The sequence below is a fragment of the Gluconacetobacter entanii genome, from assembly GCF_013155425.1.
Classification (GTDB): Bacteria; Pseudomonadota; Alphaproteobacteria; order Acetobacterales; family Acetobacteraceae; genus Novacetimonas; species Novacetimonas entanii.
The window spans coordinates 198,530-223,876 of the sequence record NZ_JABJWD010000003.1 but is presented as its reverse complement, the minus strand read 5'-3'; the positions used below and the strand labels follow the sequence as shown (position 1 = coordinate 223,876).

Genomic DNA, 25,347 nt, shown 5'->3' with positions numbered 1-25,347 from the left:
CGCCGCATGGCCCGGGATATAAGCCATGACGACGGCCTTATTCTTTCCGGTAAGTCGCCAGTGCGGCATCAACCCCCGCGCCTGCGGCAAAGGCATGACCTTCGCCGCGCAGCACGGCTTCCAGCGCGCCGAGGGTGAGCAGCACCTTCGATTTCTCCGCATTGTAACCCATGGCCCCGATGCGCCAGATCCGGCCCTGCAACGGGCCGAAGGCGGAACCGATTTCGATCTCGAAATCCTCGCGCATGCGGGCGCGCACCTTCTCGCCATCAACGCCCCTGGGGATGCAGACGCCGGTCACGTTGGTCATGCGGCACTCATCCCCCCCGAACAGGTCCAGACCCATCGCGCGCAGGCCGGCGCACATCGCGCGGGACGCACGGGCATGACGGGCAAAACGGGCCTGCAATCCTTCTTCCAGCACAATGCAGGCGGCCTCGCGCGCGGCGTAGAGCATGCTGGTCGCCTCGGTATGGTGGTTCAGGCGCCGTTCGGACCAGTAATCCATGATCATGGCGAGGTCGAGATAGTTGGACGGGATACGCGCACGCGTACCATCGCGCATGTCGCTGCTGCGGATTCCGGCCTCGACATGGCGACGGGCGAAGATATGTTCCGTCGCGCGGTCGGAAATGGTGACAGGTGCCGAACCCGGCGGTCCCCCCATGCATTTCTGCAGGCCCCCGCTGACCACGTCCACGCCCCAGCGGTCGGTTGCAACCTCCATGCCGCCCAGCGTGGCGGTGGTGTCAACATAGGACAGCACATCGTATTTGCGGCACAATGCCCCCACGCCATCCAGTGGCTGGGCCATGGTGGTGGATGTATCGCCATGGATGCAGGCCAGCACATGCGGGCGATGGGTGAGGATCGCGTCCTCGATCTGTTCCAGCGTCGCGACCTCGCCCCATGGAATGTCCAGTGTTGTGATTTCCGCGCCGCTCCGCTGTGCAATTTCGGACAGCAGCAGCCCGAAACGACCCGCACGCACGATCAGCAGCGTCATGCCCGGTTCAACCAGGGAGACCAGCGACGCCTCGATCCCGGCGCGGGCCGTGCCGTCCACAAGGAAGGTCCAGCGGTTTTCGGTCATGAAAACCTGACGGTAGAGGTCCATCGTCTGGTTCATGTAGCCCGTCATCTCCGGGTCGAACTGGCCCAGCATGTCGGCGGCCATGGCGCGAAGGACGCGCGGGTGTGCATTCACCGGCCCCGGCCCCATCAGAAGCCGGGCGGGAGGATTGATCTGGCCGTAAAATGTCTGGGTCATCCGAAACGTCTCTCAAAAAGTCCGATAAAGCCAATCTTTGCCCGCAGGGCCTTGTCCGTATCCGCATCGGTCATGCGAACCGGTCAGCAGCACCTGCCCCCGTAGCGTGTGACCGCACGGGGACCGCAGGTGTCGTTTCCATCATGCATCCGTATGAATATTTCCTGCCGTCTGTGCCGTCTGTGCCGTTACCAGAACCCGACCTCACTACGTCCTGATGGGTCAGTAAGTGTAGTTGATCCGCGCGCCCACGAAGCGCGGGTTCCCCGGAATGACGGAGTAGAAAGTGGACTGCGTGCCACCTGACAGCCAGTAATGCCGGTCGGCAAGGTTCTGCCCGTAAACGGTCACGGACCAGTGCTGCTGCGGGGCGGAGAATGTCAGGAAGCTGTTGACCAGGAAATAGGCGGGAGCACGATAATACCCGCCATAGCCGATATATTGCGGCTGGGTCTGTGCGCCACGGTAGCTGTAATCGACATCAAACGTCATGCGGTAGTTGCGCAGTACTTTCCATGTATAGGTTGCGGACCCGCTGAGCGTCAGGTTGGCCAGTCCCATGGAGGCGCCATTGTAATTGGTATTGACCGCCGTCCATTGCCCGGTCGCATTATACAGGTCCGTGGTGGCGGATTTGTTGACGCCCTGATACTGGCTGTACACGCCGTGCTGGTAGCCGAAATTCTGCGTCAGCATCATGCCGCGGAAGGGGCGGACCATCGCATTGAATTCCGCGCCATAGATATAGGAGCGCGGCGCATTAACATACGTGCCTTCCGTGCCATATTGCGGCACGACAATCGTGCCCAGAAGCTGCTGGTCACGATAATCATAATAGAAACCGGCCGCATTGAAGCGGATACGGTCATGCATGAAGGAGGTCTTGAACCCGCCTTCGTAGCTCAGCACCTGTTCGGGCTTGAAGGGACGCAACTGCGCGGAGACGCTCGTCATGTTGGCCGAGAACCCGCCGGGCTTGAAACCACGGCGGAAATCGACATAGGTCATGATGTCGGGCGTGACCTGATATTCCAGTCCCACCCGGCCGGAAAACTGGTTGGCCAGCGCACCGCTGGACCCGAATGACTGGATTTTCGGCGCACCTGTGCCCTCATAGGTCGTACCCACCAGGTTCAGAAGCTGCCGATCATCGGATTCATGGCTGATCGCACCAATCAGACGCAGTCCGCGTACCAGACGGTACGAAAGCTGTGCGTACTGGTTGAATGTCTGTTCATCCTGCCCGTAGTCGGTCTTGTAGAAATATTTGCCATCATCACTCGATGCATAGCGATCTGACATGTCATACCAGAAATTGTCATGCGTCCGGCCGCGATTGTAGTACATTCCCACCAGCCACTGCAGGCGGTCCGCCGGATTGCGCGATTGCAGGTTTATTTCCTGCGAAAAGAAGTTGGTCTGGTTGTTGCGGTACATATTGCCATAGGCGAGTGCCGTATTGGTCTGGTCCGACAGTTCATGTTCGTCCAGTGCTTCATACGCGCTGGTGGATGTCAGCTTGCCCCAGTTGAATTCCTTGGTGAAACGAATATTCACCCCCCATGACAGGTTGTTTTCACGCGGCTTCTGGTTGGCCGGGTTGATTCCGATGGCATTGGCGAACTGCTTGCTCAGGCCCCAGTTGGTCTGCATCAGGTCCGTACTGGCCGGCACGCCATAACTGTTGACCATCACCGCGCCCGCCGGGGCATCCGACTGGTCGGTGCTCCAGTGCCCGCCAACGTCGAGGCGCATCGTATCATCAATCTGCCATTTCAGCTTGCCGCGCAGGGCGCCGATATCCGCGTTACCATAACCGACCCCCTGGCTGTTATGCTGGAAGCCGCCACCCGTCATCGACATCCCCGAAATGCGGTATGAAACCGAACGCGATATCGGCCCGGAGATGTAGCCCTCCACACGGTTGCGGCCGTAACTGGCGATATCTTCCGTCACGCCTGCATGAAACTGCGGTGTGGGATCGGCCGTGTGGAAGTTGATTTCGCCGCCGGTGGTGGTCATGCCATGCGTAAAGCCGGATTGTCCCGGATTTACCGAGACATTGTCCATGTCATACATGATCGCGGATGTCATGACCGTGACGGGCAGGGCGACGCCATCGACATATGGCATGACAGAGGGAATGTTGTTCTGTGTCAGATCCGCCATCCCCACGCCGCGCAGCATGAAATTCAGGCCGGCAGACCCGTTGGATGGCTGGATGCTCAGGTTGGGCGCAACCCGGATCAGGTCCGTCATGGCCCGCACGTTCCGTTCCACCAGTTCCGTGCCCGTTATGTGCGTCGCGGAATCCGGCACATGCTGTTCCTGTCGGAACTTTACCGCGCGCGCCGTGCTGACCTTGATGCTTTCCGGCGCGGCAGGGGGCGTGGCGGCATGACCCCTGTGTGAACCCGGCGCGGGTGTTGGACGGGTGTGTGGGCCGGTGGCCTTCTGCACCGCCATCGGTGTCGCGGCGGAAAGAGACGAGACCTGCATGATTGCAATACAGGAAACCGATGCCGCAAGTCCCAGACGTGATTTTACGAAGAATAGACAGGATGACATGAGGTGCCTCGTCTTGTAACGTTATTTTTCCATCGTCAATAAAAAGAACAGTTTATGTCCCGGATTGGAGTTTTTTACTTTATTCGGATGAGGGCGCGCGGGCCTGCCGCAGGGCGCGCTGTGTGGCGACGCCATCAAGACGTCCCTCCCATTTCGCGATCACAAGGGTTGCGACACAGTTCCCCATGATATTGCCCACCGCGCGGGCAATCCCGACGAACCAGTCCACCGCAACCAGTAAAACCAGTCCTGCTTGTGGAATTTCCGGCACGACCGCCAGTGTCGCGGCCAGAATGACAATCCCGACCCCGGGCACGCCATGGGCGCCCTTTGACGTGACCAGGGCGGTGCCCGTGACCAGGAAAATCTGTGTCCATGTCAGGTGAATGCCGGATGCCTGGGCCAGGAACAGCACCGCAAGCCCGAGATATATGGAAAGCGCATCCAGGTTGAAGGAATATCCCGCCGGAATGACCAGTCCCACGACATCACGCGGGACGCCAATGGCAACAAGTTTTTCCATGATCTGCGGAAGTACCGCATCTGATGATGTCGTCGCCATGACAACCGCCAGTTCCGCGCGCAGGTACCAGATGAAGGAGAAAATACCGACCCCGCACAGGCGCAGCAGAACGCCAAGCCCGACAAGGACGAACAGGATGACCAGCAGGAAATACAGCCCGACAAAGGCCCCAAGCTGCCCCATGGAGCGGATGCCGAAATGCCCGACCGTATAGGCAACGGCCCCCAGCACCCCAAGCGGGGCGACCCGGATGACCATGCCCATGATGCGGAACAGGACAGTCGTGATTGAGTCGATCAGTACCGCCGCGGGGTTCCCCTGTTCCCCGGCGATCGACAGTCCACAGCCAAACAGGATTGCGAAAACAAGGATCTGCAACACATCATTATGGACAAACGCAGCAAGGGGAGTCTGGGGAACGAGATGAAGGACGAATCCCACAGGTCCATCATTACGCAGGGCCGCTGCACTTTCCCCGAACTGTGACGCCGGGCCTTGTGTCAGCGTACCGGCGTCGATATGCATTCCGGCCCCGGGCTGAAACACGGCCGCCGTTGCCAAGCCAAGGCACAGGGCGATGGTGGTGACGGCTTCAAAATAGACCAGAGCCTTCAGGCCGATCCGACCCACCGTGCGCAGGCTGCCTGCACCGGCAATACCCTGTACCACCACGCAGAAGACAAGCGGGCCCACAAGCATGGAGATCAGCCTGAGGAACAGGTCACTCAGCGGTTTAAGCAGCACCGCAACATCCGGGGTTGCAAGACCAGACGCGATGCCGAGCACGGTTGCCAGCACAATCTGGAAAAACAGCGATCGGCAAAAACGCATCTCGTTACACTCTACAGCTTTCCAGATGCCGGTGTTTGGTTGCCAGCATCCTTGAACATCAAATGGTCTATCAAAAACCCGACTGCAAAGAATACAATCTTGCATACAAGATATAATGCAAACCGGAACGGGGACATATGAAAAATCGAAACAATTACGAAATCGGATATCACAATATGTTGATAATGCTCTAACTGAAAAATAAACACTTTATAATCAGTATATTATCTTGAATTAAGATGTTTCGGGATCGTTTTTTATGCCCGCGGATTTTATCAGGCATACCGTCCGGAGATGCGTCGCCTGTAACCGGAAGATGCCTGCCTACGCGTTGATTCCGTTGCCAAAGCGGGAGAGGTTGCGCATACTATCTGGTATGCAAGAGCAGGATAAAACGGCCGACAGGAATCCTCACATCATCGAGGATCGTATCATCCGGGCGGCCCTGTCGGGTCAGATCGCCCCGGGGGAGCGGTTGGGCGAAAAGGACCTTTCGCAGATCTTCAATGTCTCCCGCACGCTTGTCCGGGAGGCGATGATGCGCCTGCAGGCCCGCGGCATTGTCGAAGTCTCGCCCCGCCGGGGATGGTTCGTCATTGAACCTTCGGTGGAGGAGGCGCGCCATACGATCGACGCCCGCCGCGCGCTGGAGGTCGGGATGCTTGTCACCATAGACGACATACAGCCATCCCAGATCCGGACCCTGCGGGAGCATGTCCTGTCCGAACAGCAGGCCCTTGCATCCGGTGACCGTGCGCAGCGCAGCTATCTTCTCGGCCATTTCCATGTCTGCCTTGCCGAAACGCTTGGAAATCCCGTGCTGGGTTCCCTGTTGCAGGACCTGACGACACGAACCGTTCTGATTGCCGCCCTGTACCAGTCTACCCATGACGCGCATGAATCATGCTGCGAACATGGCCAGATCATTGATGCCCTCGAAAAGGGGGATCCAACGGAAGCCGCAAGGTTGATGGATGTCCACCTGCGGCATGTCGAGAAGGCACTGAATTACCGTCATGTCTCAAATCGGCTGGAACATCTGAAGGCAGCCCTTCAGGCGGGATGACTTCCGTCTGCATACGCAGGCCCCTTTACGGCAACCGGAAGATGACGGACGTGGCGCGCATAACATGGTGTGACATGACGCCAGTCCCCCGGTTTTCCGAACAGCTTTCCCCCTTGTATCGCCGTCCATGACGATGCCTGTCATGAAGACTGGTGCTTCCCTGTTGCTGCCATACCCCTTATCGACGATCCGACGGCATGCGTCAGGGGGAACAGCACGTCCTTTGTGATTGCGCATCTGCTCCTTGCATTCTCGAAGGCAGTCCGGAGCCTTCTCCAGTCCCATCAGCGTCAACCGATCCTGTTGCGGGACCGGGGGCATGGTCATGAATACTTCGCCTGCGGCAGCATGATTTATCCATTACGGAACATGCGCAGTATTCACTGCCTTGTGATGGGATCGTTTTTCCCGACAGTGACGTTCTGCGTGACAGGATCCCCAAGCGAACCGCGTGCCTGCCTGTGGCCCGACAGAAACAGGCTTTGAAAGTCGCCGTCACGGATGGAACGCAAACAGATGGGAGCGCCATTCACCCCCCGCGCCAATATCATCATGACCACATGCCTGGTTCTTGTTGCCTGTGTCCTCGTCAGTGGATGCCTGCTGTGGTTTGCATGGCCGTATTCGGATTATGACCGGCATGTGGGCTGGGTCGTCGAACAGCCTGTTCCCTTCAGCCACCAGCACCATGTCGCGGGCCTCGGGCTTGATTGCCGCTTCTGCCACAGCAGTGTGGAACGCAGCGCACAGGCCAGCCTGCCGCCAACCTTTACCTGCATGACATGCCATTCACAGATCTGGACAAATGCCGCCGTGCTCGCGGCCGTTCGGGACAGCTTGCTGAGGAACACCCCCATGACATGGCAGCGCGTGACCAATGTGCCGGACTACGTCTATTTCAACCACAGCATCCATGTCGCCAAAGGGGTTGGCTGCGAAACCTGCCACGGCAATGTGGCCACCATGCCGCTGACCTACAAGGCGAAGACACTGACAATGCAGTTCTGTGTGGAGTGTCACCGTAATCCCGGACCGAACCTGCGCCCGGCGGAAAACATATTCGACACGGACTGGCATCGTGGTCCCGGCACACCGGGGATCGCCGCGCTGATGGCCCGGTATCACCTTGGCGGGCGTAACCTGACGGAATGCTCGATATGCCATCGCTAGGGGGGACGCCGCGCCCGCGCGCCATGGTGTCGGATACGGAACTGCTGCAGCACTTTCCACAGTTCGAAAGCGCGCTGTCCCACACGCTGGACCGTCGGCGCGTGCTCAAGTTGCTGGGGCTTGCACTGGCCAGTGGCGGGGTGGCCAGTTGTGATCCCGGCACGCCGGACCGGGGTTTCGTCTCGGCCGTGCGCGCGGCGCAAGGCGTGGTGCCCGGCCTGCCGAACATGTACGCCACGGCCCATGTGCGCGATGGCTATGCGGAGGGCATTGTGGTCACGCACCAGATGGGACGGCCCATCAAGGTGGAAGGCAATCCCGATCATCCCGGCAGTCTCGGCGCGACGGACGTGATGGCGCAGGCGCTGATCTATGATTTCTATGATCCCGACCGGGCGACAGGCCCGCTTCACAAGGGCATGCCGACCTCATGGCCGGACCTTGCCGCCGCCATGCAGAAGATGCGCGCAACCGCCATGGCCCCGCGCCCGGATGGCGCACATGCAGGCGAGGGGCTGCGTATCCTCACCGGTACGGTCACGTCCCCGACGCTGGGCCGGGCGATCGAGCAGGTTCTTGCGGCCTTTCCCGGTGCGGCATGGCATGGGTGGGACGCAATCGGGCGTGAAAATGTCACACGCGGGCTTGGCCTTGCTTATGGCGCGCCCACTGCGGTGGTTGCCGATCTGGGCCGGGCGGACGTGCTGCTTGCGCTCGATAGTGACCTGCTCGACAGTGCACCGGGACACCTGAACCACGCCCGCGCCTTTGCCGCGCGCCGCAATCCGGTCAACGGTCCCATGAACCGGCTTTATGCGGTGGAACCCACGCCGTCATTGACCGGCGTTGCGGCGGATCACCGCTTCATCGCGACGCCGGGCATGATGGACGAGGTGATCGGGAGGCTGTCGGCCCATATCCTGCGGGGGGAGGCTCCCTCGGGCGGGCCTGACTGGCTTGGCCCGGTGGCCGATGACCTGCGCGCCCATCATGGCCGGGCCTTCGTGCATCTTGGCCCCCACTACCCGCCGGAGGCACAGGCCGCCATGCTGGCCATGAACGAGGCGCTGGGCGGGCGGGGGCAGGTGTTCGATGTTGTTGAATCGCCCCTGTACCAATCGCTTGCGCCTGGCGGCACCCTGGACGCACTGATGGATGACATGGAACGTGGCGCGGTTCAGGCGCTGCTGATACTGGATGTAAATCCCGTCCATCAGTCGCCCCGCTTTGCCGCGGCACTGAAGCATGTGCCCACCAGCATTGCCCTGTCGGATCGCCCACATGAAACGGCGCTGGCCGCGCACTGGCATGTGCCGCTTGCGCATATGATGGAGGAATGGGGCGATGCGCGCGGGCATGACGGCACCGTTGCCCTCATCCAGCCACAGGCCATGCCGCTTTATGGCGGCATGAACGCCGTAAGCGCCCTGCATGCCTGCCTGGGCCAGCCATTGCGCCCGGCCATGGACATGGTGCGCGCGACATGGCGCACGCAGCTTCCATCAGCGCGTGACTGGCACGATGCCCTTGCGGCCGGTGTCATTGCGGGAACGGCGTCACGACGGATGGAGGCGCCCCTGCGGCAGGCGGCCATGCGCGTGGCATCCCCGGCCCCGTCGCAGCAGAAGCCCACAGGGCCCGTACTGCTGCTGCGGCCGGATCCGTACCTGTGGGACGGGCGTGGGGCCAACAATCCATGGCTGCAGGAACTGCCCCGCCCCCTGAGCAAGGTGGTGTGGGACAATCCGCTGCTGATCCCGCCCGACATGGCGCAGGCGATGAACCTGCGCAATGGCGACAGGGTAAGCCTGACCCGTGGCGCCACCCGGACGCAGCTTCCCGTATGGATACAGCCGGGGCAGGCGGCAGGCTGTGTGGTCGGTCTGCTGGGATGGGGACGCCGCCACGCGGGCGAGACGGGCAGTGATGTCGGCTGCGACCTGTATCCGTTCCGCGAGGCCGCTGGCCCCGTCAGGATCGAGGCGGCGCATGGCGGCGGCGTGCCTGTCGCCAGTACGGAGCATCACGCCACGCGGGTCGATGCATCCCCATCCGACGTGGCGCGGCATGGCACGCTGGCGCAGTTCCATGAGCGCGCGGATTTCCTTGGCAACATATCCGGGATGCAGGACACGCTGTACCGCCGCGAACCCGATGCCCCCGTGGCATGGGGCATGAGCATCGACCTCAATGCCTGCATCGGCTGCAACGCGTGTGTAACCGCCTGCCAGGTGGAGAACAACATCCCCGTGGTGGGCCGTGAGGAGGTACTGCGCCAGCGCGAAATGCACTGGTTGCGGATTGACCGTGTGTACGAAGGAACGCAGCACGCGCCCGATACGTTCTTCCAGCCGATGCTCTGCATGCATTGCGAACAGGCCCCGTGCGAAACCGTCTGTCCGGTGGGGGCGACGACGCATGATTCTGAAGGCCTGAATGTCATGGTCTATAATCGGTGTATCGGCACGAAATTCTGCTCCAACAACTGCCCCTACAAGGTCAGGCGGTTCAATTACTTCGCCTTTGCCGAACAGGAGAGCAGGCCCGCCATCAGCCGCAACCCCGATGTATCGGTCAGGGCGCGCGGCGTTATGGAAAAATGTACCTTCTGCGTGCAGCGCATTGCCCAGGCCCGCATTGTTGCCGACCGCGATGGGGTGGGTGAACATGTTGTCACCGCCTGTCAGGCGGCATGTCCCGCACAGGCCATCAGCTTTGGCGATATCAACGATCCCGCAGCAGAAGTGACACGCCGCAAGGACAGTCCGCTGACCTATGCCGCCCTGCCCGAACAGGGCACGCACCCGCGCGTGACCTATGAGGGGCGTATCCTCAATCGCAATCCGGCGATTGCGTCATGACGGGGGGCACAGGTGCGGGGACGGGGGATGATGTCCTCATCCTCCCTACCGAGACCCCGCATTCGCTGACGCAACGCATCTGCGCCATCACCCTGCATGAGGGGGAGGAGGGATGGACGCCGCTGTGGTGGTGGCTGGGGCTGGGCCTTGCCCTTGCACTGCTGGGCATGGGGGTCGTGTCCGTGGCGTGGCTGTTTTACGCGGGGCTGGGCATATGGGGGATCGACTGGCCCGTGGCGTGGGGGTTTGACATCCTCAATTACGTCTGGTGGATCGCCATCGCCTCGGGCGGGACGTTCATTTCGGCCCTGTTCTTCCTGCTGCGCGCGCCGTGGCGTACCTCGCTCAACCGCCTGGCCGAAAGCCTGACCCTGTGCGCGGCGCTCTGCGCGGCCATATTTCCCATCCTGCACCTGGGGCGGCCGCGTTTTTTCTACTGGCTGTTTCCCTATCCCAACACCATGGGGCTGTGGGCGCAGTTCCGCAGCCCGCTTGTGTGGGATTTCTTTGCCATCCTTGCCTATGTGCTGTGTTCGATCCTGTTCTGGTATTTCGGGCTGCTGCCCGATCTGGCCACCCTGCGCGACCGGGCGCAGAGGCGCTGGCAGCGCGTATTCTATGGCGTGCTGGCGATGGGGTTTCGTGGCTCGGGGCGGCAGTGGCGGCACTATCAGCCTGTCTATGGCGTCATGGCGGCGCTGATGGCGCCACTGGTTGTCTCGGTCCACAGCATCGTCGGCATGGATTTCGCGGGGGGCGCCACACCCGGATGGCATTCGACCCAGTTCCCGCCATTCTTTGTCTTCGGCGCGGCGCTGTCGGGGTTTGCCGTCGTGCTGCTGGCGGTGATACCGCTGCGCCCGGCCATGGGACTGCAGGCCTACATCACGCCGCGGCACATCGACATACTGGGACGCCTGCTGCTCACCAGCAGCCTGTGCGTGGCCTACGCCTATGTGATGGATGTGTTTTCGACATATTACGGCCCCGACCCGGCGGACAGGATCATGTTCGCTTTCCGGCTTCGTGGCCTGTACGCGCCCATCTACTGGGGCACCATCGTGCTCAATATCGTGTTTCCGCAACTGCTGTGGTGGCGCGCGGTCAGGCTGAACCGGCCGGTGGTGTGGCTGGTCTGCCTTGGCGTGCTGGTCGGCATGTGGCTGGAGCGCTTTGAAATCATCGTCACCAGCCTTGCACGCACGCAGCTTCCTTCCGCATGGGGGCAGTACATGCCCACCATGTGGGAATGGAGCCTGCTGTGCGGCAGTATCGGGCTGTTCCTGACCGCCTTTCTCCTGCTGCTGCGCTTCATCCCCATGCTTGCCATGGCGGAGATGCGCGTCATGATCGGGAACCGGCCATGATTGTCGCGGCCTTCGCCACGGAACGCGCCCTGCATGATGCCGTGGCCGACCTGCGGCGTGATGTGACCTGCCGGGTTGAAACCTATGGCGCGTCCCCGCCGGAGGAGGGCGGTTCTTTCTCCATCGTGCCGCTGCTCATGCTGGGCGGGGGCATGGTGGGGGCTGTGGGTGGCTTTGGCATGCAGGTCTATGCCACGACACTGGCTTACCCGCAGGATATCGGTGGCAGGCCGGATCTTTCGTGGCCGTCCTACATCCCGGCCAGTTTCGAACTGGCGGTGATGGGGGCCGTCCTTGCGGGCATGATCGGTTATTTCGCGACCGTGCGCCTGCCACGCCTTCATGATCCGGTGGATGAGGCCGGGGCCATGCAGGGGGTCATGACAGGCGGCCATGTGGCCGTGGTGCGCGGGTTTGATGACAGCGATGCGGTGCGGGCCGTGTTCGTCCGGCATGGTGCACTGACGATCGAGGACATCGCGCCATGAGGCCCGTGTGGCCGCTGCGCATCCTGCCCGGCGCGCTGCTGCTTCTGGCTGCCGGGTGCGATGACATGTCGAAGCAGCATAAGGAAAACCCGTATGCCAGCACCCGCAGCGCGCCGGCGGACGTGGCGCAGGGCAGCGTGGAATATCATGATGCCCCACATCCCGCGCCCGCCCTGACATTGGCCCTGCTGCAACGGGGGCGCAGTGAATATGATGCCTTCTGCGCGCCGTGCCATGCCCGGACGGGGCAGGGGGACGGCATGGTGGTGCAAAGGGGCTTTCCCGCGCCGCTCCCCCTTGCGACCGCCCCGACACGCAGCGCCACGCCGGCGCAGCTTTATGCCATCATCACGTCGGGGCAGGGGATCATGTATGGCTTTGCCCAACGGATCATGCCCGATGACCGATGGGCCATCGTGGCCTACCTGTATGCGCTGCGCCGCAGCCAGTACGCCATGCTGGCCGCACGGCCCGCCTTGCCACAGGCCATCCGGCCATGAACCGCGCCCGGCGCGTGGCGCTCCTGGTTGCGGCTGTCGCGCTGGCTGGCGTGGTTGCCAGCGCCATCCGGATGCCCGCCGCCCTGTTTCCCGCATGGCTTGCAGTTGGGGCGGCATGGCTTGGCTGGCCGCTGGGCAGCATGGCGCTCCTGCTGGTGCATGCCCTGACGGGCGGGCGCTGGGGTGAAATCCTGCATCCCGCCCTGCGCGCGGGGATTGCGACGCTGCCTGTGGGCCTGCCCGCGCTGGGGGGCGTGATGCTGGGCGCGCGTTACTTGTATCCGTGGCTGCACCCGGACGGGACGGTTGTGCTGACAAACGGTTTCTATCTCAATGCGCCGGCCGCACTGGCGCGGGCGGCGCTCTATGGGGTTGCGTGGGGCGTGCTGGGCCTGATCTGCCTGCGCGGGCGGGATCTGGGGCGGGTGGCGCCAGCGGGGCTGATCGTGCTGGGATTTACATCCGGTTTTGCCGCAATCGACCTGACGGAATCCCTTGATCCGCATTTCAGTTCCAGTGCTTACGGGCTTGTCGCCTCTGCCGGGGCGGTGCTGCTGGCATTCGCCGTGGGGATCGTGCTGGCGGGCATGCAGGCCAGCACGGCGGAGCTGCGGGATCTGGCGCGCCTGCTGCTGGGGCTTACGGTGCTGTGGGCCTATCTGGACTTCATGCAGTTCCTGATCGTGTGGCAGTCGAACCTGCCGGTGGAGGCCGCATGGTACGGCCCGCGCCTGCGCGGCGGGTGGGGGATGGTGGCGCTGGGTCTTGTGGGATTGCATTTCATCGCGCCGTTTGTGCTGCTGGCCATACCGTCCCTGCAGGTGCGGCGTCCCGTTGTCGTGGCGGTGGCCGCGTTGCTGGTGGGTATGGAGGTGGTGCGCAATTTCTGGCTTGTGCTGCCCGGCCGGACCTCTGCGCATATGGTGCTGCCGGTGCTGCTGTCGCTTGCCTTCTTCGGCAGCGCCAGTGTCCTTGCGGCGTTCCGCCCCGGCACGCTGGCACCATTCGCGCCATGCAGGGACGCGCGGAGGGATGCCCATGTCTGAGCAGCATCCCGGCGCGCAGCCACCGCCGCGGCATGAACTCCGCGACATCTCCTTTCGCGCGGTCATGGCCGGGGGACTGGCCATCGGTCTGGCAGTGGGGGGGCTTGTGGTGGTGGCGGACATGCTGTTTCCGCAAAAGTCGCTTGATCGCCTGCTCAAGCCGCCTTTCCCGGTCATTGCCGAACCGCGCCTGCAATCCGATCCGGCGGCGGACATGGCGGCGTTTGCGGCACATGAGCGCGATATTCTCAACAGTTCCGGCTGGACGGACAGGGACAGGGGCATCGGGCATATCCCGATCGCGCAGGCGATGCAGGACATCGCGGATGAGGGAATCCCCGGCTGGCCGACAGGCGAAGGGGTGTCACCATGATGGGGCACTGTGCCATCCGTTACGTAATGCTGGCGATTGTGCTGGCCTGTATCGCGCCTGCATGGCGGGCACGATATGCTGATGCAAAGGAAGCATTGCAGGCGCTGGCCTTTACCCCGCGACAGGGCACCGCCCTGCCGCTGGATACGCCCTTTACCGATACATCGGGGCAGACCCGGCCACTCGGGGCCTTTCTGGGCCATGGGGCCACCATCGTCTCGATGGGATATTATGCCTGCCCCAACATGTGCGAACTCGAACGCAGGGACCTGCTGGATGCGCTGGCGCGGGGTGGGCTGAAAACGCCGGCCGACTATACGCTGCTGGTTGTCAGCATCGACCCTGCGGAAACACGTATCATGGCGCGGCAGGCGCTGGAGGAGGATCTGGCGCGATCTGCTGATCCCGGGGCCGGGCAGGGATGGCATTTCGTGACCGGCGCACCCGCCAGCATACAGCGCCTGTCGCGTGCGGTGGGATTTCACGCGCGCTATGACGAAAAACTGCATCAGTACCTGCACCCCATGGGGCTGGTGTTCATCACACCGGCGGGCATCGTCTCGGGCTATGTGCTGGGCATTGGCTACCGGCCGGGCGACATACGCCAGGCCCTGTCCCATGCCGCGCGTGGGGAGCAGGCCCGGGCCGTGCCCATCCTGCTTCTGTGCTTCCATTATGATGAGACGACGGGGCGTTATACGCTGGCGGTGGAAAAACTGCTGAAGCTGGGTGCCGGCCTGACGGTGCTGACGCTTGGCACCCTGCTGGGCATGGCCCACTGGCGGGGGCAGCGATGACCTGGCTGCCCGAAGCCTCGGCCCATGCCGGCCGGGTCGATATCCTGCTGGCGGGGCTGCTGCTGATCAGTCTGGCGGTACTTGGACTGGTGTTCGGGCTGATGATGCTCAACATCATCCGCTTCCGCGTAGGAAGCCGGGTGCCCGTGTCGGAGGAGACGGTGGCCCATAAAAGCTGGCGTTTCGAGATTGGCTGGACCTCGATGACGCTGGCTGTCTTCTTTGCGCTCTTCATCTGGGCGGCGCGGCTTTACGTGGTGGGGTTCCAGCCACCGTCCGGTGCGATCCAGATCTATGTCACCGGCAAGCAGTGGATGTGGAAGGTCCAGTATCCCGGTGGCCAGCGCGAGATCAATGCGCTGCATGTGCCACTGGGGCGGCCGGTGCAACTTCTGCTGACGTCGGAAGATGTCATCCATGATTTCTCCATCCCCGTGCTGCGGATCAAGCATGACGTGCTGCCCGGCCGGTACCAGAGCCTGTGGTTCACCGCCACAAGGGCGGGAGCCTTCCGTTTCTACTGCACGCAGTTCTGTGGCATCGGACATTCGCGCATGACCGGCACCCTGATTGTCCTGACCCCGACGGAGTATGCCGGATGGCTGGGGCAGACCCCCGCGAGCGGCAGCCTTGCCACCAGGGGGGAGGCCCTGTTCATCCGCAACGGATGCAGCGGCTGCCATGTGTCGCAGCCTTATGCCCCCGGTGCGGACGACACCGGCCGCGCGCCGTCCATGGTGGGACTGTATGGCAGCGAGATCACCGGGGCGGATGGCCGGCGCGTACGGGTCGATAGCGCGTTCTTGCACGACGCCATCCTCCATGCCGGGCCTGCGCGCGGGGATGAGGCAGCTTACGCCACCCGGATGCCGTCGTACCGTGGCGTGCTGGGGGAGGAGGACGTGGCGGCCCTGATCGCCTATCTCCAGACCCTTTCGCCCGCCCGTTCATCGGGCATGGGGGTCTCGGCTGTCGGCGTGCGTGAAGGGAACTGACACCATGAACCCCATACCCGGCCCCGACATCATGCAGCGCAGCTACCTGTGGCAGGATGGCACGCTGCGCTCGTGGCTGCTGACAACCGACCATAAACGGATCGCGCTGCTCTACATGGCCACGATCACCGCGTTTTTCGCCCTTGGCAGCTTTGGCGCGGCCCTGATCCGGCTGCACCTGATTTCCCCCACCGGCGCGATCCTGTCCGACGGGACCTACAGCCGCATGTTCACCATGCATGGCATTGTCATGGTCTGGCTGTTCCTTGTGCCGTCCATCCCGGTCACGCTGGGCAATTTTCTCGTCCCCCTCATGCTCGGCGCAGAGGACCTGGCGTTTCCGCGCCTGAACCTGATCAGTTGGTACCTGTTCATCATGGCAGGTGCGCTGGTGGTCTACGGGCTGTTCCGTGGGGGGCTGGAAACGGGATGGACCTTCTATACCCCGCTTTCCACCGATTATGCCGAAGGGCGCGTGCTGCCGGTCGTGGCGGGGGTGTTCCTCAGCGGGTTTTCCTCCATCGCCACGGGCGTGAACTTCATCATCAGCATCCATCAGCTACGCGCGCCGGGGCTGACATGGTACCGGCTGCCGCTCATGCTGTGGGCGCTGTATGCCACCAGCGTCATTTTCGTGCTGGCGACCCCGGTGCTCAGCATCACGCTGCTTTTGCTGGCGTTCGAGCATTTCTTCCATGTCGGGGTCTTTGACCCCGCACTGGGGGGCGACCCGCTCCTGTTCCAGCACCTGTTCTGGTTCTACTCCCACCCGGCGGTGTACATCATGATCCTGCCGGGCATGGGCGTGGTCAGCGAGGTCGTGAGCACGTTCTGCCACAAGCCGGTCTTCGGCTACCGCTTCGTGGCGTGGTCTTCCATTTCCATCGCGGCCATCGGCTTTCTGGTCTGGGGGCACCACATGTTCGTGGCCGGCACATCGCTGTATGCGGCGGTCGTGTTTTCGATGCTGAGTTTCCTGGTCTCGGTGCCATCGGCCATCAAGGTCTTCAACTGGCTGGGCACCATGCATGGGGGGGCCATACGGCTTGACGCGCCGATGCTTTACGCCATGGGGTTCATCGGCCTTTTTACGGTCGGCGGCCTTACGGGGCTGTTCCTTGCGTCCCTTGCCAGTGACGTGCACCTGACGCAGACATATTTCGTGGTGGCGCATTTCCACTACATCATGGTCGGGGGCATGGTCTCGGCCTACTTTGCCGGGCTGCATTACTGGTGGCCCAAGATGACAGGGCGCATGTATCCCGAAATGTGGGGGCGCACGGCGGCGGCGCTGCTGTTCTTCGGCTTCAACCTGACATTCTTTCCCCAGTTCATCCTGGGGTATGAGGGCATGCCGCGCCGGTATGCGACCTATCCCGCGCAGTTTCAGGTGCTCAATGTCCTGTCCTCCGCAGGGGCCAGCATCCTTGCGCTGGCCTATATCCTGCCGCTGGTCTACTTCGCCTGGTCGCTGTTCCGTGGCGCGCGGGCCACCGACAACCCGTGGCAGGCAACCGGGCTGGAATGGCGGACATCCTCGCCCCCGCCGACGCAAAACTTCGCCACCCCGCCCGTCGTCACGCATGAGGCCTATGATTACGCGGCGCTGGACCACCCGGACACCGCCCCGCGTGCGGAGGCCCCGCATGGCTGAACATCTCGCCCCCTATGACAGTGTGCAGCATCGTGACGAGACGGCAATCGCCGGCATGTGGCTGTTCCTTGCCAGTGAAATCCTGCTGTTTGGCGGCCTGTTCCTGATCTTTGTGGTCTATTCCCACACCCGCGCCGCAGGCTGGGCGCTGGGGGTCAGGCAGACCAGCCTCATGATCGGCGGCATCAACACCGCACTCCTGCTGAGCAGCAGCATGCTCTATACTCTTGGGGTTGAATCCGCGCGCAACGGCAATGCGCGCGCCGTCCTGCATGCGGGCCTTGGCGCGGCCGGGCTTGGTGTGGCCTTCCTGTGCCTGAAGGGATGGGAATGGCATACCGAACTGGATGAGCACCTGTTCCCCGGCCCCGGATTTGCCCTTGGCGGTCCGCAGGCGGGCGGGGCGCAGCTTTTCTACAGTTTCTATTTCCTGTCCACCGCGCTGCATGGCCTGCACATGCTGGTGGGGATCGGCCTGATCGCGTGGGTCTGCCTGCGGGTTTACCGGGGCAGGGGGGCGCCGCTCCGGGTCGTGCCGGTGGAGGTCGTCGGTCTTTACTGGAGCTTCGTTGACATGGTCTGGGTCCTGCTGTTCCCCGTCCTGTACCTGATCGGGCGGGTGTGATGGCAGGCATCGTGTCATGCTGGGCCGCGTTGCTGCTGCTGCTGGCGGTGGAACTGCTCCTGAGTGCGGCCGGGGCCAACTGGGGCATTGGCGGATGTGCCGGACTGATGGCGCTGCTGGTGGCCTATGGCTTCATGCGTATTACGCGCGCGCCGGCGCTGGCCACGATCTTTGCCCTTGGCGGCCTGTTCTGGCTGTCCATCCTGCTGGCGCTGGGCAGTCTGGACAGTTTCACGCGCACCAATTTTCCCGTGGGCGACACGTTGTCTTCCACCGCACGGAATCCGCGCACACCGCCCGATACAGCGCCCTGATACGAAATTCCCCGTCGCGCGCCATGAACCGGCCAGCATGACGGGCGTTATCCGAAGCCGGACGGCATAACGAACTCCAGGGCATCATAGCCAAGAGGAAGCAGGCAGGTGGCATGAATGCAATTGTCCAACTGGCACTTGCCCGTCCCTATACATTTGTCGTGATGGCCATCCTGATCGCCATAGCCGGCGTGCTTTCCGCCATCCGCACGCCGGAGGACATCTTTCCCGATATCGGCATTCCCGTCATTGCGGTGGCGTGGACCTACAGCAACCTTTCGCCGCAGGATATGTCCGGGCGCATCGAGCTTCCGTTCCAGCGCGTGCTGACCACAACGGTCAACAATATCGAACATATCGAGGGGCAGTCGCTGACAGGGATCGGGGTTACAAAAATCTTCTTCCAGCCGGGCACCGATGTACGCGTCGCCAACGCGCAGGTCACGGCCATCGCCCAGACCATCCTGCGCCAGTTGCCCATCGGCACCACCCCGCCGCTGATTCTGAACTATAACGCCTCCACCGTGCCGATCGTGCAGCTTGCCCTGTCGGGCGAGGGGATGAGCGAACAGCAGCTTTATGATTACGGCTTCAACTTCATCCGCAACCGTCTGGTCACGGTGCCCGGTGCCGCCCTGCCTTATCCCTATGGCGGCCGCGTGCGCCAGATCCAGATGGACCTTGACCCCGGCAAGCTTCAGTCCCGGGGCGTATCGGCGCAGGATGTGGGCAACGCCCTGAACAGCCAGACACAGATCACCCCCGTCGGTTTCGTGAAGATCGGCGAATACCAGTATAATTTCCGGCTGAACAACGCGCCCCTTTCGGTTGACCTGCTCAACATGCTGCCGGTGCGCACGGTCAATGGCGCGGTGGTGCGGGTGCGCGATGTCGCCCATGTGCGCGACGGCGCCATGCCCCAGCAGAACGTGGTGCATGTCGATGGACAGCGTTCGGCGCTGATGACCGTGCTGAAATCGGGCGCGACCTCCACCATCGCCATCGTCGCCGGGATCAAGGCGATGATCCCCGATGCGACACGCGGCCTGCCAAAGCAACTCAGGCTCAGGCCCGTCAATGACCAGTCGCTGTTCGTCCGGGCCGCCGTGGACGGGGTCATGCGCGAGGGGGCGATCGCGGCGGGACTGACCAGCCTCATGATCCTGCTGTTCCTTGGTTCGTGGCGGTCCACGCTTATTGTCGCGACCTCCATCCCGTTATCGGTCATGGGGGCGATTGCGGCCCTGTCCACGCTGGGCGAGACGCTGAATGTCATGACGCTTGGCGGCCTTGCGCTGGCGGTGGGCATACTGGTGGATGAAGCGACGGTCACGATCGAGAATATCGAGCGTCATCTGGAAATGGGCAGCGATGTCCATGCCGCCATCATCGATGGATCGCGTGAGATCATCGTCCCGGCCTTCCTCTCGCTCATCTGCATCTGCATCGTGTTCGTGCCGATGTTCTACCTGCCGGGGGTTGCGGGATTCCTGTTCGTGCCGATGGCGCTGTCGGTCATGTTCGCCATGGTCATGTCCTTCATCCTGTCGCGCACGCTGGTGCCGACCATGGCCATGTTCCTGCTGCGCCCGCATGGGGATGCACGACAGCATCGGGAGAATATCCTCACACGCTTCCAGCACGGGTTCGAGCGGCGTTTCGATGCGCTGCGCGGGCGCTACGGCGCGCTTTTGCAAAGCATACTGGAGCATCGCGGCCGGTTCGTGGCCGGGTTCCTGTGCTTTGCCGGGCTGAGCATGGGCCTGCTCCCGTTCCTTGGCCGCAACTTCTTCCCGCAGGTCGATGCGGGCACGATGACCCTGCATGTGCGCGGCCCCGTTGGCATGCGGATCGAGGAGACGTCGGCCCTGTTCCAGCGCATCGAAAAACAGATCCGCCAGCGGGTTCCGGCGGCCGAGCTTGAATCCATCGCCGACAATATCGGCCTGCCGACGAGCGCGATCAACACCGCCTATAACGCCTCTGGCACCATCGGGCCGCAGGACGGGGACATCCTTGTCGCGCTGAAGGAAAACCATCGTCCGACGGCGCAGTACATCCATACCCTGCGCCGCGACCTGCCCCGTGCCTTCCCCGAGGCCAGCTTTGCCTTCCTGCCATCGGACATCACGACGCAGATCCTCAATTTCGGCGCACCGGCCCCGATCGACATCCAGGTTTCCGGCCCCAACCCGGACGAGACGCGACAGTTTGCCGAGCGCATATTGCGCGCCATACGCCGCATTGATGGTCTGGTCGATGCCCGCATCCAGCAGCCCGGCCATTATCCCGAACTGCGTTTCGAGGCCGACCGCACCCGCATCAGCCAGCTTGGCCTGACGGAAGGTGATGTCACCACCTCCATCGCCACCTCCATCGCCGGGACCGTGCAGACCGCCCCGCTATACTGGCTGGACCCGCACAGCATGGTCACATATCCCATTGCGGTGCAGATGCCCGAATACCGCATCAGTTCGCTGGCGGATATCATCGGCCTGCCCGTAACCGGGGCGTCAACCACACAGTTGCAGGTGCTCGGCGCGCTGGGCACGATCACGCGCGGCACGACGTCACCGGTCGAGGCACAGTATAATATCCGCCCGCTGGTCGATGTGTTCGCAGGTGGGGACGGGCGCGACCTGGGGGCGATTGCATCAGACGTGCAGGCCGCCCTGCACCGTCTGGAGCATGACCGGCCGGAGACCGTCACGGTCACGCTGCGCGGCCAGTACCAGGCCATGACAACCGCATTTTCGGGCATGGGGTTCGGCCTGCTGGGCGCGATCGTGCTGATCTACCTGCTTATCGTCATCAATTTCCAGAGCTGGACCGATCCGTGCATCGTTGTCCTCGCGCTGCCGGGGGCGCTGGCGGGCATATGCTGGATGCTGTTTGCAACGCATACCCCGCTCTCCGTCCCCGCGCTGACGGGGGCGATCATGTGCATGGGGGTGGGGACGGCCAATTCCATCCTGGTCATCACCTTCTGCCGCGAACAACTGGCGGAACATGGAGATGCGCTCAAGGCGGCGCTGAACGCGGGGAGCACCCGCCTGCGGCCCGTCATCATGACAGCACTTGCCATGATCATCGGCATGCTGCCCATGGCGCTGGGGCTGGGCGAAGGGGGGGAGCAGAATGCACCGCTGGGCCGCGCCGTCATCGGTGGCCTGATCTTTGCCACCTGCGCTTCGCTGTTTTTCGTGCCAACACTCTTTGCCATCATCTACGACCGGCGTGCACGCCGCAGCCCCGACGGGGCACATTCCCATGGCTGAGGGGTCGGCCGCCGTACATGCCGGGTCCCGGCCCCGCCTGCGCTGGATCCTCCTTGGCGGCGCATGTCTTTTCGGGATCATCCTGGTGACGGGAACGCTCACGCGTCTTCATGAACGCCGCAATCTCCATGCCACCAATGTCGCGGCACTGGTGCCCAGCGTGAATATCGCGCATCCGGGTGGACATGCCGTTGATACGCTGGTGCTGCCCGGTATCCTGCAGGCCTGGTACAGCGCCCCCGTCTATGCCCGGACCAATGGCTACCTGCGGCAATGGTATGTCGATATCGGGCAGAAGGTGGAGGCCGGGCAGCTTCTGGCGGAAATCGACACGCCTGATGTTGACCTGCAACTGGCCGGTGCAAGGGCCGCGCTGGGCACCCGCACCGCGCAGCGCGACCTGGCGCGGATTACCTCGCGCCGGTGGGACCGGCTGAATGCCCAGAATGCCGTATCGCAGCAGGAAACGGACGAACGCCGGGGCAACCTTGCCGCAAGCGAGGCCACACGTCATGAGGCGGCGGCGGAGGTTGAACGGCTTGAAACGCTTTCCGCCTTCAAGCGCATCATCGCCCCCTTTGCCGGTGTGGTGACCAGCCGTGCGACCGATATCGGGGCGCTGATCGTGGCGGGCACGGCGGCCAGCCAGCCGCTTTTTACCGTATCGGACGTGACCCGCCTGCGGCTTTATGTCCGTGTGCCGCAGGCCTATGCCGCGCGGATGCATGAGGGGTTTGTCGTGCACTTTACCGTGCCCGATTACCGCAACCGGCAGTTCGAGGCCCATCTGCTTCATTCCTCGGACGCGGTGGATTCCCAGTCGGGTACGATGCTGGTCCAGCTTGTCTATGATAACGGGGAAAATCTTCTCAAGCCGGGGGCCTATGCACAGATCGCCTTTACGTTCCATGGCCCTGGGCCACAGGCGCCGGCCGCCGTGCGCATCCCCGCCAGCAGCCTGCTTTTCCGCCGGGACGGGACAACCGTGGCGCTGGTGGATGCGCATGACCATGTCAGGATACGGCCTGTCTCGATCCTGATCGATTTCGGGACCGAACTGGAGGTCACGGGACTTGCGCCACAGGACAGGATCATAACCAACCCGCCCGATGATATCGGGGACGGGGACCCCGTCAGACCGCGTGAGAGCGGGCATGGTGCCTGAACGGGGCAGGGCGGTCCTGCTCCTTTTCGTGCTGCTGTGTGGCTGCAATCTGGCCCCGCGTTACCACAGGCCCGTATTGCCCGGTATCCCCGGCGCGTTCAGGGAAACGGGCGTGTGGACACCGGCGCAACCCGCGGATACGGCGCCACGCGGTGCGTGGTGGACGGTCATGGGGGATGGGGTTCTGGACCGGCTGGAGGACCGGATCGAACATGGCAGCCCGCAACTGGCTGCCGCCATGGCGCGATATGACGAGGCGCGCGCGCTGGTCAGGCGGGCACGGGCGGAGTTCTTTCCCCAGATTGATGCAACAGCCAGTGCGCAGCGTGAACGCAGCCTGTTTCCTGCCACGGGCAATTATTACGAATATCATGACTTTGAAACCGGCGGCACCGTATCGTGGGAGCCGGACATCTGGGGACGCATCCGCAATCTGGTCAGGGCGGCGCGGGCCAATGCGCAGGCCAGTGCGGCCGATCTGGGCGCGCTCCGCCTCAGCCTGGAGGGGGAACTGGGCGATGACTATTTCCAGCTTCGCGGTCTGGATGCGCGCATCAGCCTGCTGCAAAGGACCATAGCCGCCTATTCCGCCGCGCTGGACCTGACGACAAAGCGCTTTGTCGGTGGGGCTGCGAATGAACTCGATGTCGGCCGTGCCCGCACGCAGTTGACCACGACGCAGTCCCAACTGGAACAGCAGGTGGCGGACCGTGCGCTGGTGGAACACGCCATTGCCGTACTGATCGGGGAGCAACCTTCCACCTTTTCAATCCCGCCAGCAGATGACCTGCCGCCCGTGCCGGTCATTCCCGTCATCGCACCCGCCCACCTGCTGGAACGCAGGCCCGATGTCGCATCGGCGGAGCGGCATATGGCCGCGGCGAACGCGCGGATCGGCGTGGCGCGGGCGGCCTTCTTTCCCAACATCACGCTTGGGGCGACGGGAGGGTCGGAAACCACGACCAGCATGCTCGCCTCGGCCGGGAGTGGTGTCTGGGCGCTTGGCCCGGCGCTGGCGACACTGGCCATATTCGACGGTGGGCGGCGGTTCGCCAATCTGGCGCTCACGCATGCGGAATATGCGCAGGCCGCAGCCAGTTACCGGCAGACCGCCCTGACGGCCTTTCGGGAGGTGGAGGACCAGCTTGCCCTCCTCAATCACCTTGCCGATGCCGCCGCGCGGCAGGAAGAAGGCGTGGTGGCCGCCACGCGCACCGATCATCTGGCAAGTGTCCAGTATCGCGAAGGAGCCGTTGACTATCTTCAGGTTGTCATTGCCCAGACGGCGGAATTACAGGCGCGCGAAGACCTGATCACGGTCAATACGCGTCGCCTGATGAGTGGCATCGACCTTGTGCGGGCCATGGGGGGCGGCTGGGGTGCCCATGATGGGGAAAAGGGAAAATAGCGCTCTGTTGTCAGAAGGTTTTTGAAAAAACACCAGACACTCCTTCATGATCTGGAGGAATCCGTCAAGGGCAGGCGGTCCCCACGATATATGCTGACGACATCGCGGCACATGGCGGCATGGCTGCATCGCGTGCCATGTCCGTAACGGGCCACGAAACTTCGGCAGGAAGGCGTGCTTTATAGCGACAGCGGGCACGGTTCGTATTGCCTGAAAGGAGAGACCATGTCGTTCCTGCATAATCTTGCCTGTCGGCGATGTTTCAACCGCACACTGGCCGCAACCCTTGTCGCCGCCCCCTTTGCGGCAATCGCAGGGCACAGGGCCGGTGCGGCGGACAGGAAGCTGGCGCCCGTGCCCGGTGGCCCGACCTCCCTGCGCAGCAATGTTCTCGACACGGCGGCCGACACCTTGCAGGTCAAGAAACCGATTGATGCGATGAGCGAGTACCTCAACGGTTTCCATTTCTATGCCGATGATCTGGGCCGTCAGGTCGAAGCCAATCATTTCTGCACGCATCTGAGCGAGGATTTCCATCAATGCGTGATTTATGAAGCCAACCAGAAAAATGCTCGGCTGATCGGGATTGAATATATCGTAAGTGAGAAAATATTCAGGACACTTCCTGAAGAAGAAAGGAAATTATGGCATAGCCATGATTACGAGGTAAAATCCGGCATGCTCGTCGCACCCGGCGTACCCGATATCGGGGAGCATGCGTTCATGGCCGATCTTGTCACCACATATGGCAAGACATGGCATACGTGGCAGGTTGACCGGGATCATGACCTGCCCCTGGGGATCCCCCAACTGATGATGGGCTTTACCCGTGATGGCCAGATACGCCAGTCGCTGCTGGAGGATCGGGACAGGCGGTTTGGCATTTCCACCCCGGATGAAAAAAGGAACCGCGCCGATATCCCGATCCCGCAGATCTTACCGGGCGCCAACGCATGGCAGGGCGGCAAGACACCGCAGCTACAGCTTGTTGACATGCCGGTAAAAACCATTGCCCACTAATATGGCGGTAGAAACCTCCTGCCGCTTC

At 62.7% G+C, this 25,347-nt stretch carries 20 protein-coding genes; 17 read left to right on the top strand and 3 right to left on the bottom strand.

All coding sequences use genetic code 11. The annotated features are described in order from the left end of the window. Positions 1-37: 37 nt before the first annotated feature. The 3 genes from HNH97_RS01005 to HNH97_RS00995 form a co-directional block, all read right to left on the bottom strand. A complete protein-coding gene (locus HNH97_RS01005) occupies positions 38-1,270 on the bottom strand; it encodes a pyridoxal-phosphate-dependent aminotransferase family protein (RefSeq protein ID WP_171789530.1) in 1,233 nt (410 codons plus the stop codon). A gap of 222 nt (positions 1,271-1,492) precedes the next feature. Continuing rightward, positions 1,493-3,769: a TonB-dependent receptor gene (locus HNH97_RS01000; protein ID WP_244949175.1), complete on the bottom strand. Its 2,277-nt coding sequence runs from the start codon at positions 3,767-3,769 to the stop codon at positions 1,493-1,495. A 148-nt stretch (positions 3,770-3,917) separates the two neighbouring features. Beyond that, positions 3,918-5,192, bottom strand: coding sequence for a cation:dicarboxylate symporter family transporter (locus HNH97_RS00995; RefSeq protein WP_171789529.1), 1,275 nt, complete (start codon positions 5,190-5,192; stop codon positions 3,918-3,920). A gap of 376 nt (positions 5,193-5,568) precedes the next feature. Here HNH97_RS00995 and HNH97_RS00990 point away from each other — a divergent pair, with 376 nt between their 5' ends. The 17 genes from HNH97_RS00990 (at position 5,569) to HNH97_RS00910 (ending at position 25,319) form a co-directional block, all read left to right on the top strand. Beyond that, positions 5,569-6,258, top strand: coding sequence for a GntR family transcriptional regulator (locus tag HNH97_RS00990; RefSeq protein ID WP_110914115.1), 690 nt, complete (start codon positions 5,569-5,571; stop codon positions 6,256-6,258). 516 nt (positions 6,259-6,774) lie between these two features. Further along, complete coding sequence (locus HNH97_RS00985; RefSeq protein WP_244949173.1) at positions 6,775-7,428, top strand: cytochrome c3 family protein; 654 nt, start codon at positions 6,775-6,777, stop codon at positions 7,426-7,428. Then, entirely contained in the window at positions 7,416-10,289 is a 2,874-nt protein-coding gene (locus HNH97_RS00980) for a 4Fe-4S dicluster domain-containing protein (RefSeq protein WP_171789527.1), read from the top strand. The genes HNH97_RS00985 and HNH97_RS00980 overlap by 13 nt, the downstream gene beginning before the upstream one ends. Then, positions 10,286-11,656 (top strand): NrfD/PsrC family molybdoenzyme membrane anchor subunit, encoded by a 1,371-nt coding sequence (gene nrfD / locus HNH97_RS00975; protein ID WP_171789526.1) that lies wholly within the window; start codon positions 10,286-10,288, stop codon positions 11,654-11,656. Before HNH97_RS00980 ends, nrfD begins: the two co-directional genes overlap by 4 nt. Next, positions 11,653-12,144 (top strand): DUF3341 domain-containing protein, encoded by a 492-nt coding sequence (locus HNH97_RS00970; RefSeq protein ID WP_171789525.1) that lies wholly within the window; start codon positions 11,653-11,655, stop codon positions 12,142-12,144. The genes nrfD and HNH97_RS00970 overlap by 4 nt, the downstream gene beginning before the upstream one ends. Next, positions 12,141-12,644: a c-type cytochrome gene (locus HNH97_RS00965; protein WP_171789524.1), complete on the top strand. Its 504-nt coding sequence runs from the start codon at positions 12,141-12,143 to the stop codon at positions 12,642-12,644. Before HNH97_RS00970 ends, HNH97_RS00965 begins: the two co-directional genes overlap by 4 nt. Continuing rightward, positions 12,641-13,690 carry a hypothetical protein gene (locus tag HNH97_RS00960; protein WP_171789523.1) on the top strand — a complete coding sequence of 350 codons (1,050 nt, stop codon included), beginning with the start codon at positions 12,641-12,643 and terminating at the stop codon, positions 13,688-13,690. Before HNH97_RS00965 ends, HNH97_RS00960 begins: the two co-directional genes overlap by 4 nt. Then, positions 13,683-14,063 carry a hypothetical protein gene (locus HNH97_RS00955; RefSeq protein ID WP_233043228.1) on the top strand — a complete coding sequence of 127 codons (381 nt, stop codon included), beginning with the start codon at positions 13,683-13,685 and terminating at the stop codon, positions 14,061-14,063. Before HNH97_RS00960 ends, HNH97_RS00955 begins: the two co-directional genes overlap by 8 nt. Next, a complete protein-coding gene (locus HNH97_RS00950) occupies positions 14,060-14,860 on the top strand; it encodes an SCO family protein (protein WP_110914109.1) in 801 nt (266 codons plus the stop codon). The genes HNH97_RS00955 and HNH97_RS00950 overlap by 4 nt, the downstream gene beginning before the upstream one ends. Continuing rightward, positions 14,857-15,855: a cytochrome c oxidase subunit II gene (gene coxB, locus HNH97_RS00945; RefSeq protein WP_171789522.1), complete on the top strand. Its 999-nt coding sequence runs from the start codon at positions 14,857-14,859 to the stop codon at positions 15,853-15,855. The genes HNH97_RS00950 and coxB overlap by 4 nt, the downstream gene beginning before the upstream one ends. A gap of 4 nt (positions 15,856-15,859) precedes the next feature. After that, complete coding sequence (locus HNH97_RS00940; protein ID WP_171789521.1) at positions 15,860-17,509, top strand: cytochrome c oxidase subunit I; 1,650 nt, start codon at positions 15,860-15,862, stop codon at positions 17,507-17,509. After that, entirely contained in the window at positions 17,502-18,134 is a 633-nt protein-coding gene (locus tag HNH97_RS00935) for a cytochrome c oxidase subunit 3 (RefSeq protein WP_171789520.1), read from the top strand. The genes HNH97_RS00940 and HNH97_RS00935 overlap by 8 nt, the downstream gene beginning before the upstream one ends. Beyond that, a complete protein-coding gene (locus tag HNH97_RS00930; protein WP_216657468.1) occupies positions 18,134-18,448 on the top strand; it encodes a hypothetical protein in 315 nt (104 codons plus the stop codon). The genes HNH97_RS00935 and HNH97_RS00930 overlap by 1 nt, the downstream gene beginning before the upstream one ends. 113 nt (positions 18,449-18,561) lie before the next feature. Beyond that, positions 18,562-21,726: an efflux RND transporter permease subunit gene (locus HNH97_RS00925; RefSeq protein ID WP_171789519.1), complete on the top strand. Its 3,165-nt coding sequence runs from the start codon at positions 18,562-18,564 to the stop codon at positions 21,724-21,726. Next, complete coding sequence (locus HNH97_RS00920; protein WP_171789518.1) at positions 21,719-22,891, top strand: efflux RND transporter periplasmic adaptor subunit; 1,173 nt, start codon at positions 21,719-21,721, stop codon at positions 22,889-22,891. The genes HNH97_RS00925 and HNH97_RS00920 overlap by 8 nt, the downstream gene beginning before the upstream one ends. Further along, positions 22,881-24,299 (top strand): efflux transporter outer membrane subunit, encoded by a 1,419-nt coding sequence (locus HNH97_RS00915; protein WP_110914102.1) that lies wholly within the window; start codon positions 22,881-22,883, stop codon positions 24,297-24,299. Before HNH97_RS00920 ends, HNH97_RS00915 begins: the two co-directional genes overlap by 11 nt. A gap of 225 nt (positions 24,300-24,524) precedes the next feature. After that, positions 24,525-25,319, top strand: a complete 795-nt coding sequence (locus HNH97_RS00910; protein ID WP_171789517.1) for an OBAP family protein — start codon at positions 24,525-24,527, stop codon at positions 25,317-25,319. Positions 25,320-25,347 lie beyond the last annotated feature (28 nt).

Coding starts and splice junctions, on each gene's coding strand:
- nrfD (WP_171789526.1), top strand. CDS start 10,286: ATGACGGGGGGCACAGGTGCGGGGACGGGGGATGATGTCCTCATCCTC.
- HNH97_RS00970 (WP_171789525.1), top strand. CDS start 11,653: ATGATTGTCGCGGCCTTCGCCACGGAACGCGCCCTGCATGATGCCGTG.
- HNH97_RS00960 (WP_171789523.1), top strand. CDS start 12,641: ATGAACCGCGCCCGGCGCGTGGCGCTCCTGGTTGCGGCTGTCGCGCTG.
- HNH97_RS00940 (WP_171789521.1), top strand. CDS start 15,860: ATGAACCCCATACCCGGCCCCGACATCATGCAGCGCAGCTACCTGTGG.
- HNH97_RS00920 (WP_171789518.1), top strand. CDS start 21,719: ATGGCTGAGGGGTCGGCCGCCGTACATGCCGGGTCCCGGCCCCGCCTG.
- HNH97_RS00965 (WP_171789524.1), top strand. CDS start 12,141: ATGAGGCCCGTGTGGCCGCTGCGCATCCTGCCCGGCGCGCTGCTGCTT.
- HNH97_RS00995 (WP_171789529.1), bottom strand. CDS start 5,192: ATGCGTTTTTGCCGATCGCTGTTTTTCCAGATTGTGCTGGCAACCGTG.
- HNH97_RS00980 (WP_171789527.1), top strand. CDS start 7,416: ATGCCATCGCTAGGGGGGACGCCGCGCCCGCGCGCCATGGTGTCGGAT.
- HNH97_RS00930 (WP_216657468.1), top strand. CDS start 18,134: ATGGCAGGCATCGTGTCATGCTGGGCCGCGTTGCTGCTGCTGCTGGCG.
- HNH97_RS00915 (WP_110914102.1), top strand. CDS start 22,881: ATGGTGCCTGAACGGGGCAGGGCGGTCCTGCTCCTTTTCGTGCTGCTG.
- HNH97_RS00990 (WP_110914115.1), top strand. CDS start 5,569: ATGCAAGAGCAGGATAAAACGGCCGACAGGAATCCTCACATCATCGAG.
- HNH97_RS00950 (WP_110914109.1), top strand. CDS start 14,060: ATGATGGGGCACTGTGCCATCCGTTACGTAATGCTGGCGATTGTGCTG.
- HNH97_RS00925 (WP_171789519.1), top strand. CDS start 18,562: ATGAATGCAATTGTCCAACTGGCACTTGCCCGTCCCTATACATTTGTC.
- HNH97_RS00910 (WP_171789517.1), top strand. CDS start 24,525: ATGTCGTTCCTGCATAATCTTGCCTGTCGGCGATGTTTCAACCGCACA.
- HNH97_RS00985 (WP_244949173.1), top strand. CDS start 6,775: ATGGGAGCGCCATTCACCCCCCGCGCCAATATCATCATGACCACATGC.
- HNH97_RS01005 (WP_171789530.1), bottom strand. CDS start 1,270: ATGACCCAGACATTTTACGGCCAGATCAATCCTCCCGCCCGGCTTCTG.
- HNH97_RS00955 (WP_233043228.1), top strand. CDS start 13,683: ATGTCTGAGCAGCATCCCGGCGCGCAGCCACCGCCGCGGCATGAACTC.
- coxB (WP_171789522.1), top strand. CDS start 14,857: ATGACCTGGCTGCCCGAAGCCTCGGCCCATGCCGGCCGGGTCGATATC.
- HNH97_RS00935 (WP_171789520.1), top strand. CDS start 17,502: ATGGCTGAACATCTCGCCCCCTATGACAGTGTGCAGCATCGTGACGAG.
- HNH97_RS01000 (WP_244949175.1), bottom strand. CDS start 3,769: ATGCAGGTCTCGTCTCTTTCCGCCGCGACACCGATGGCGGTGCAGAAG.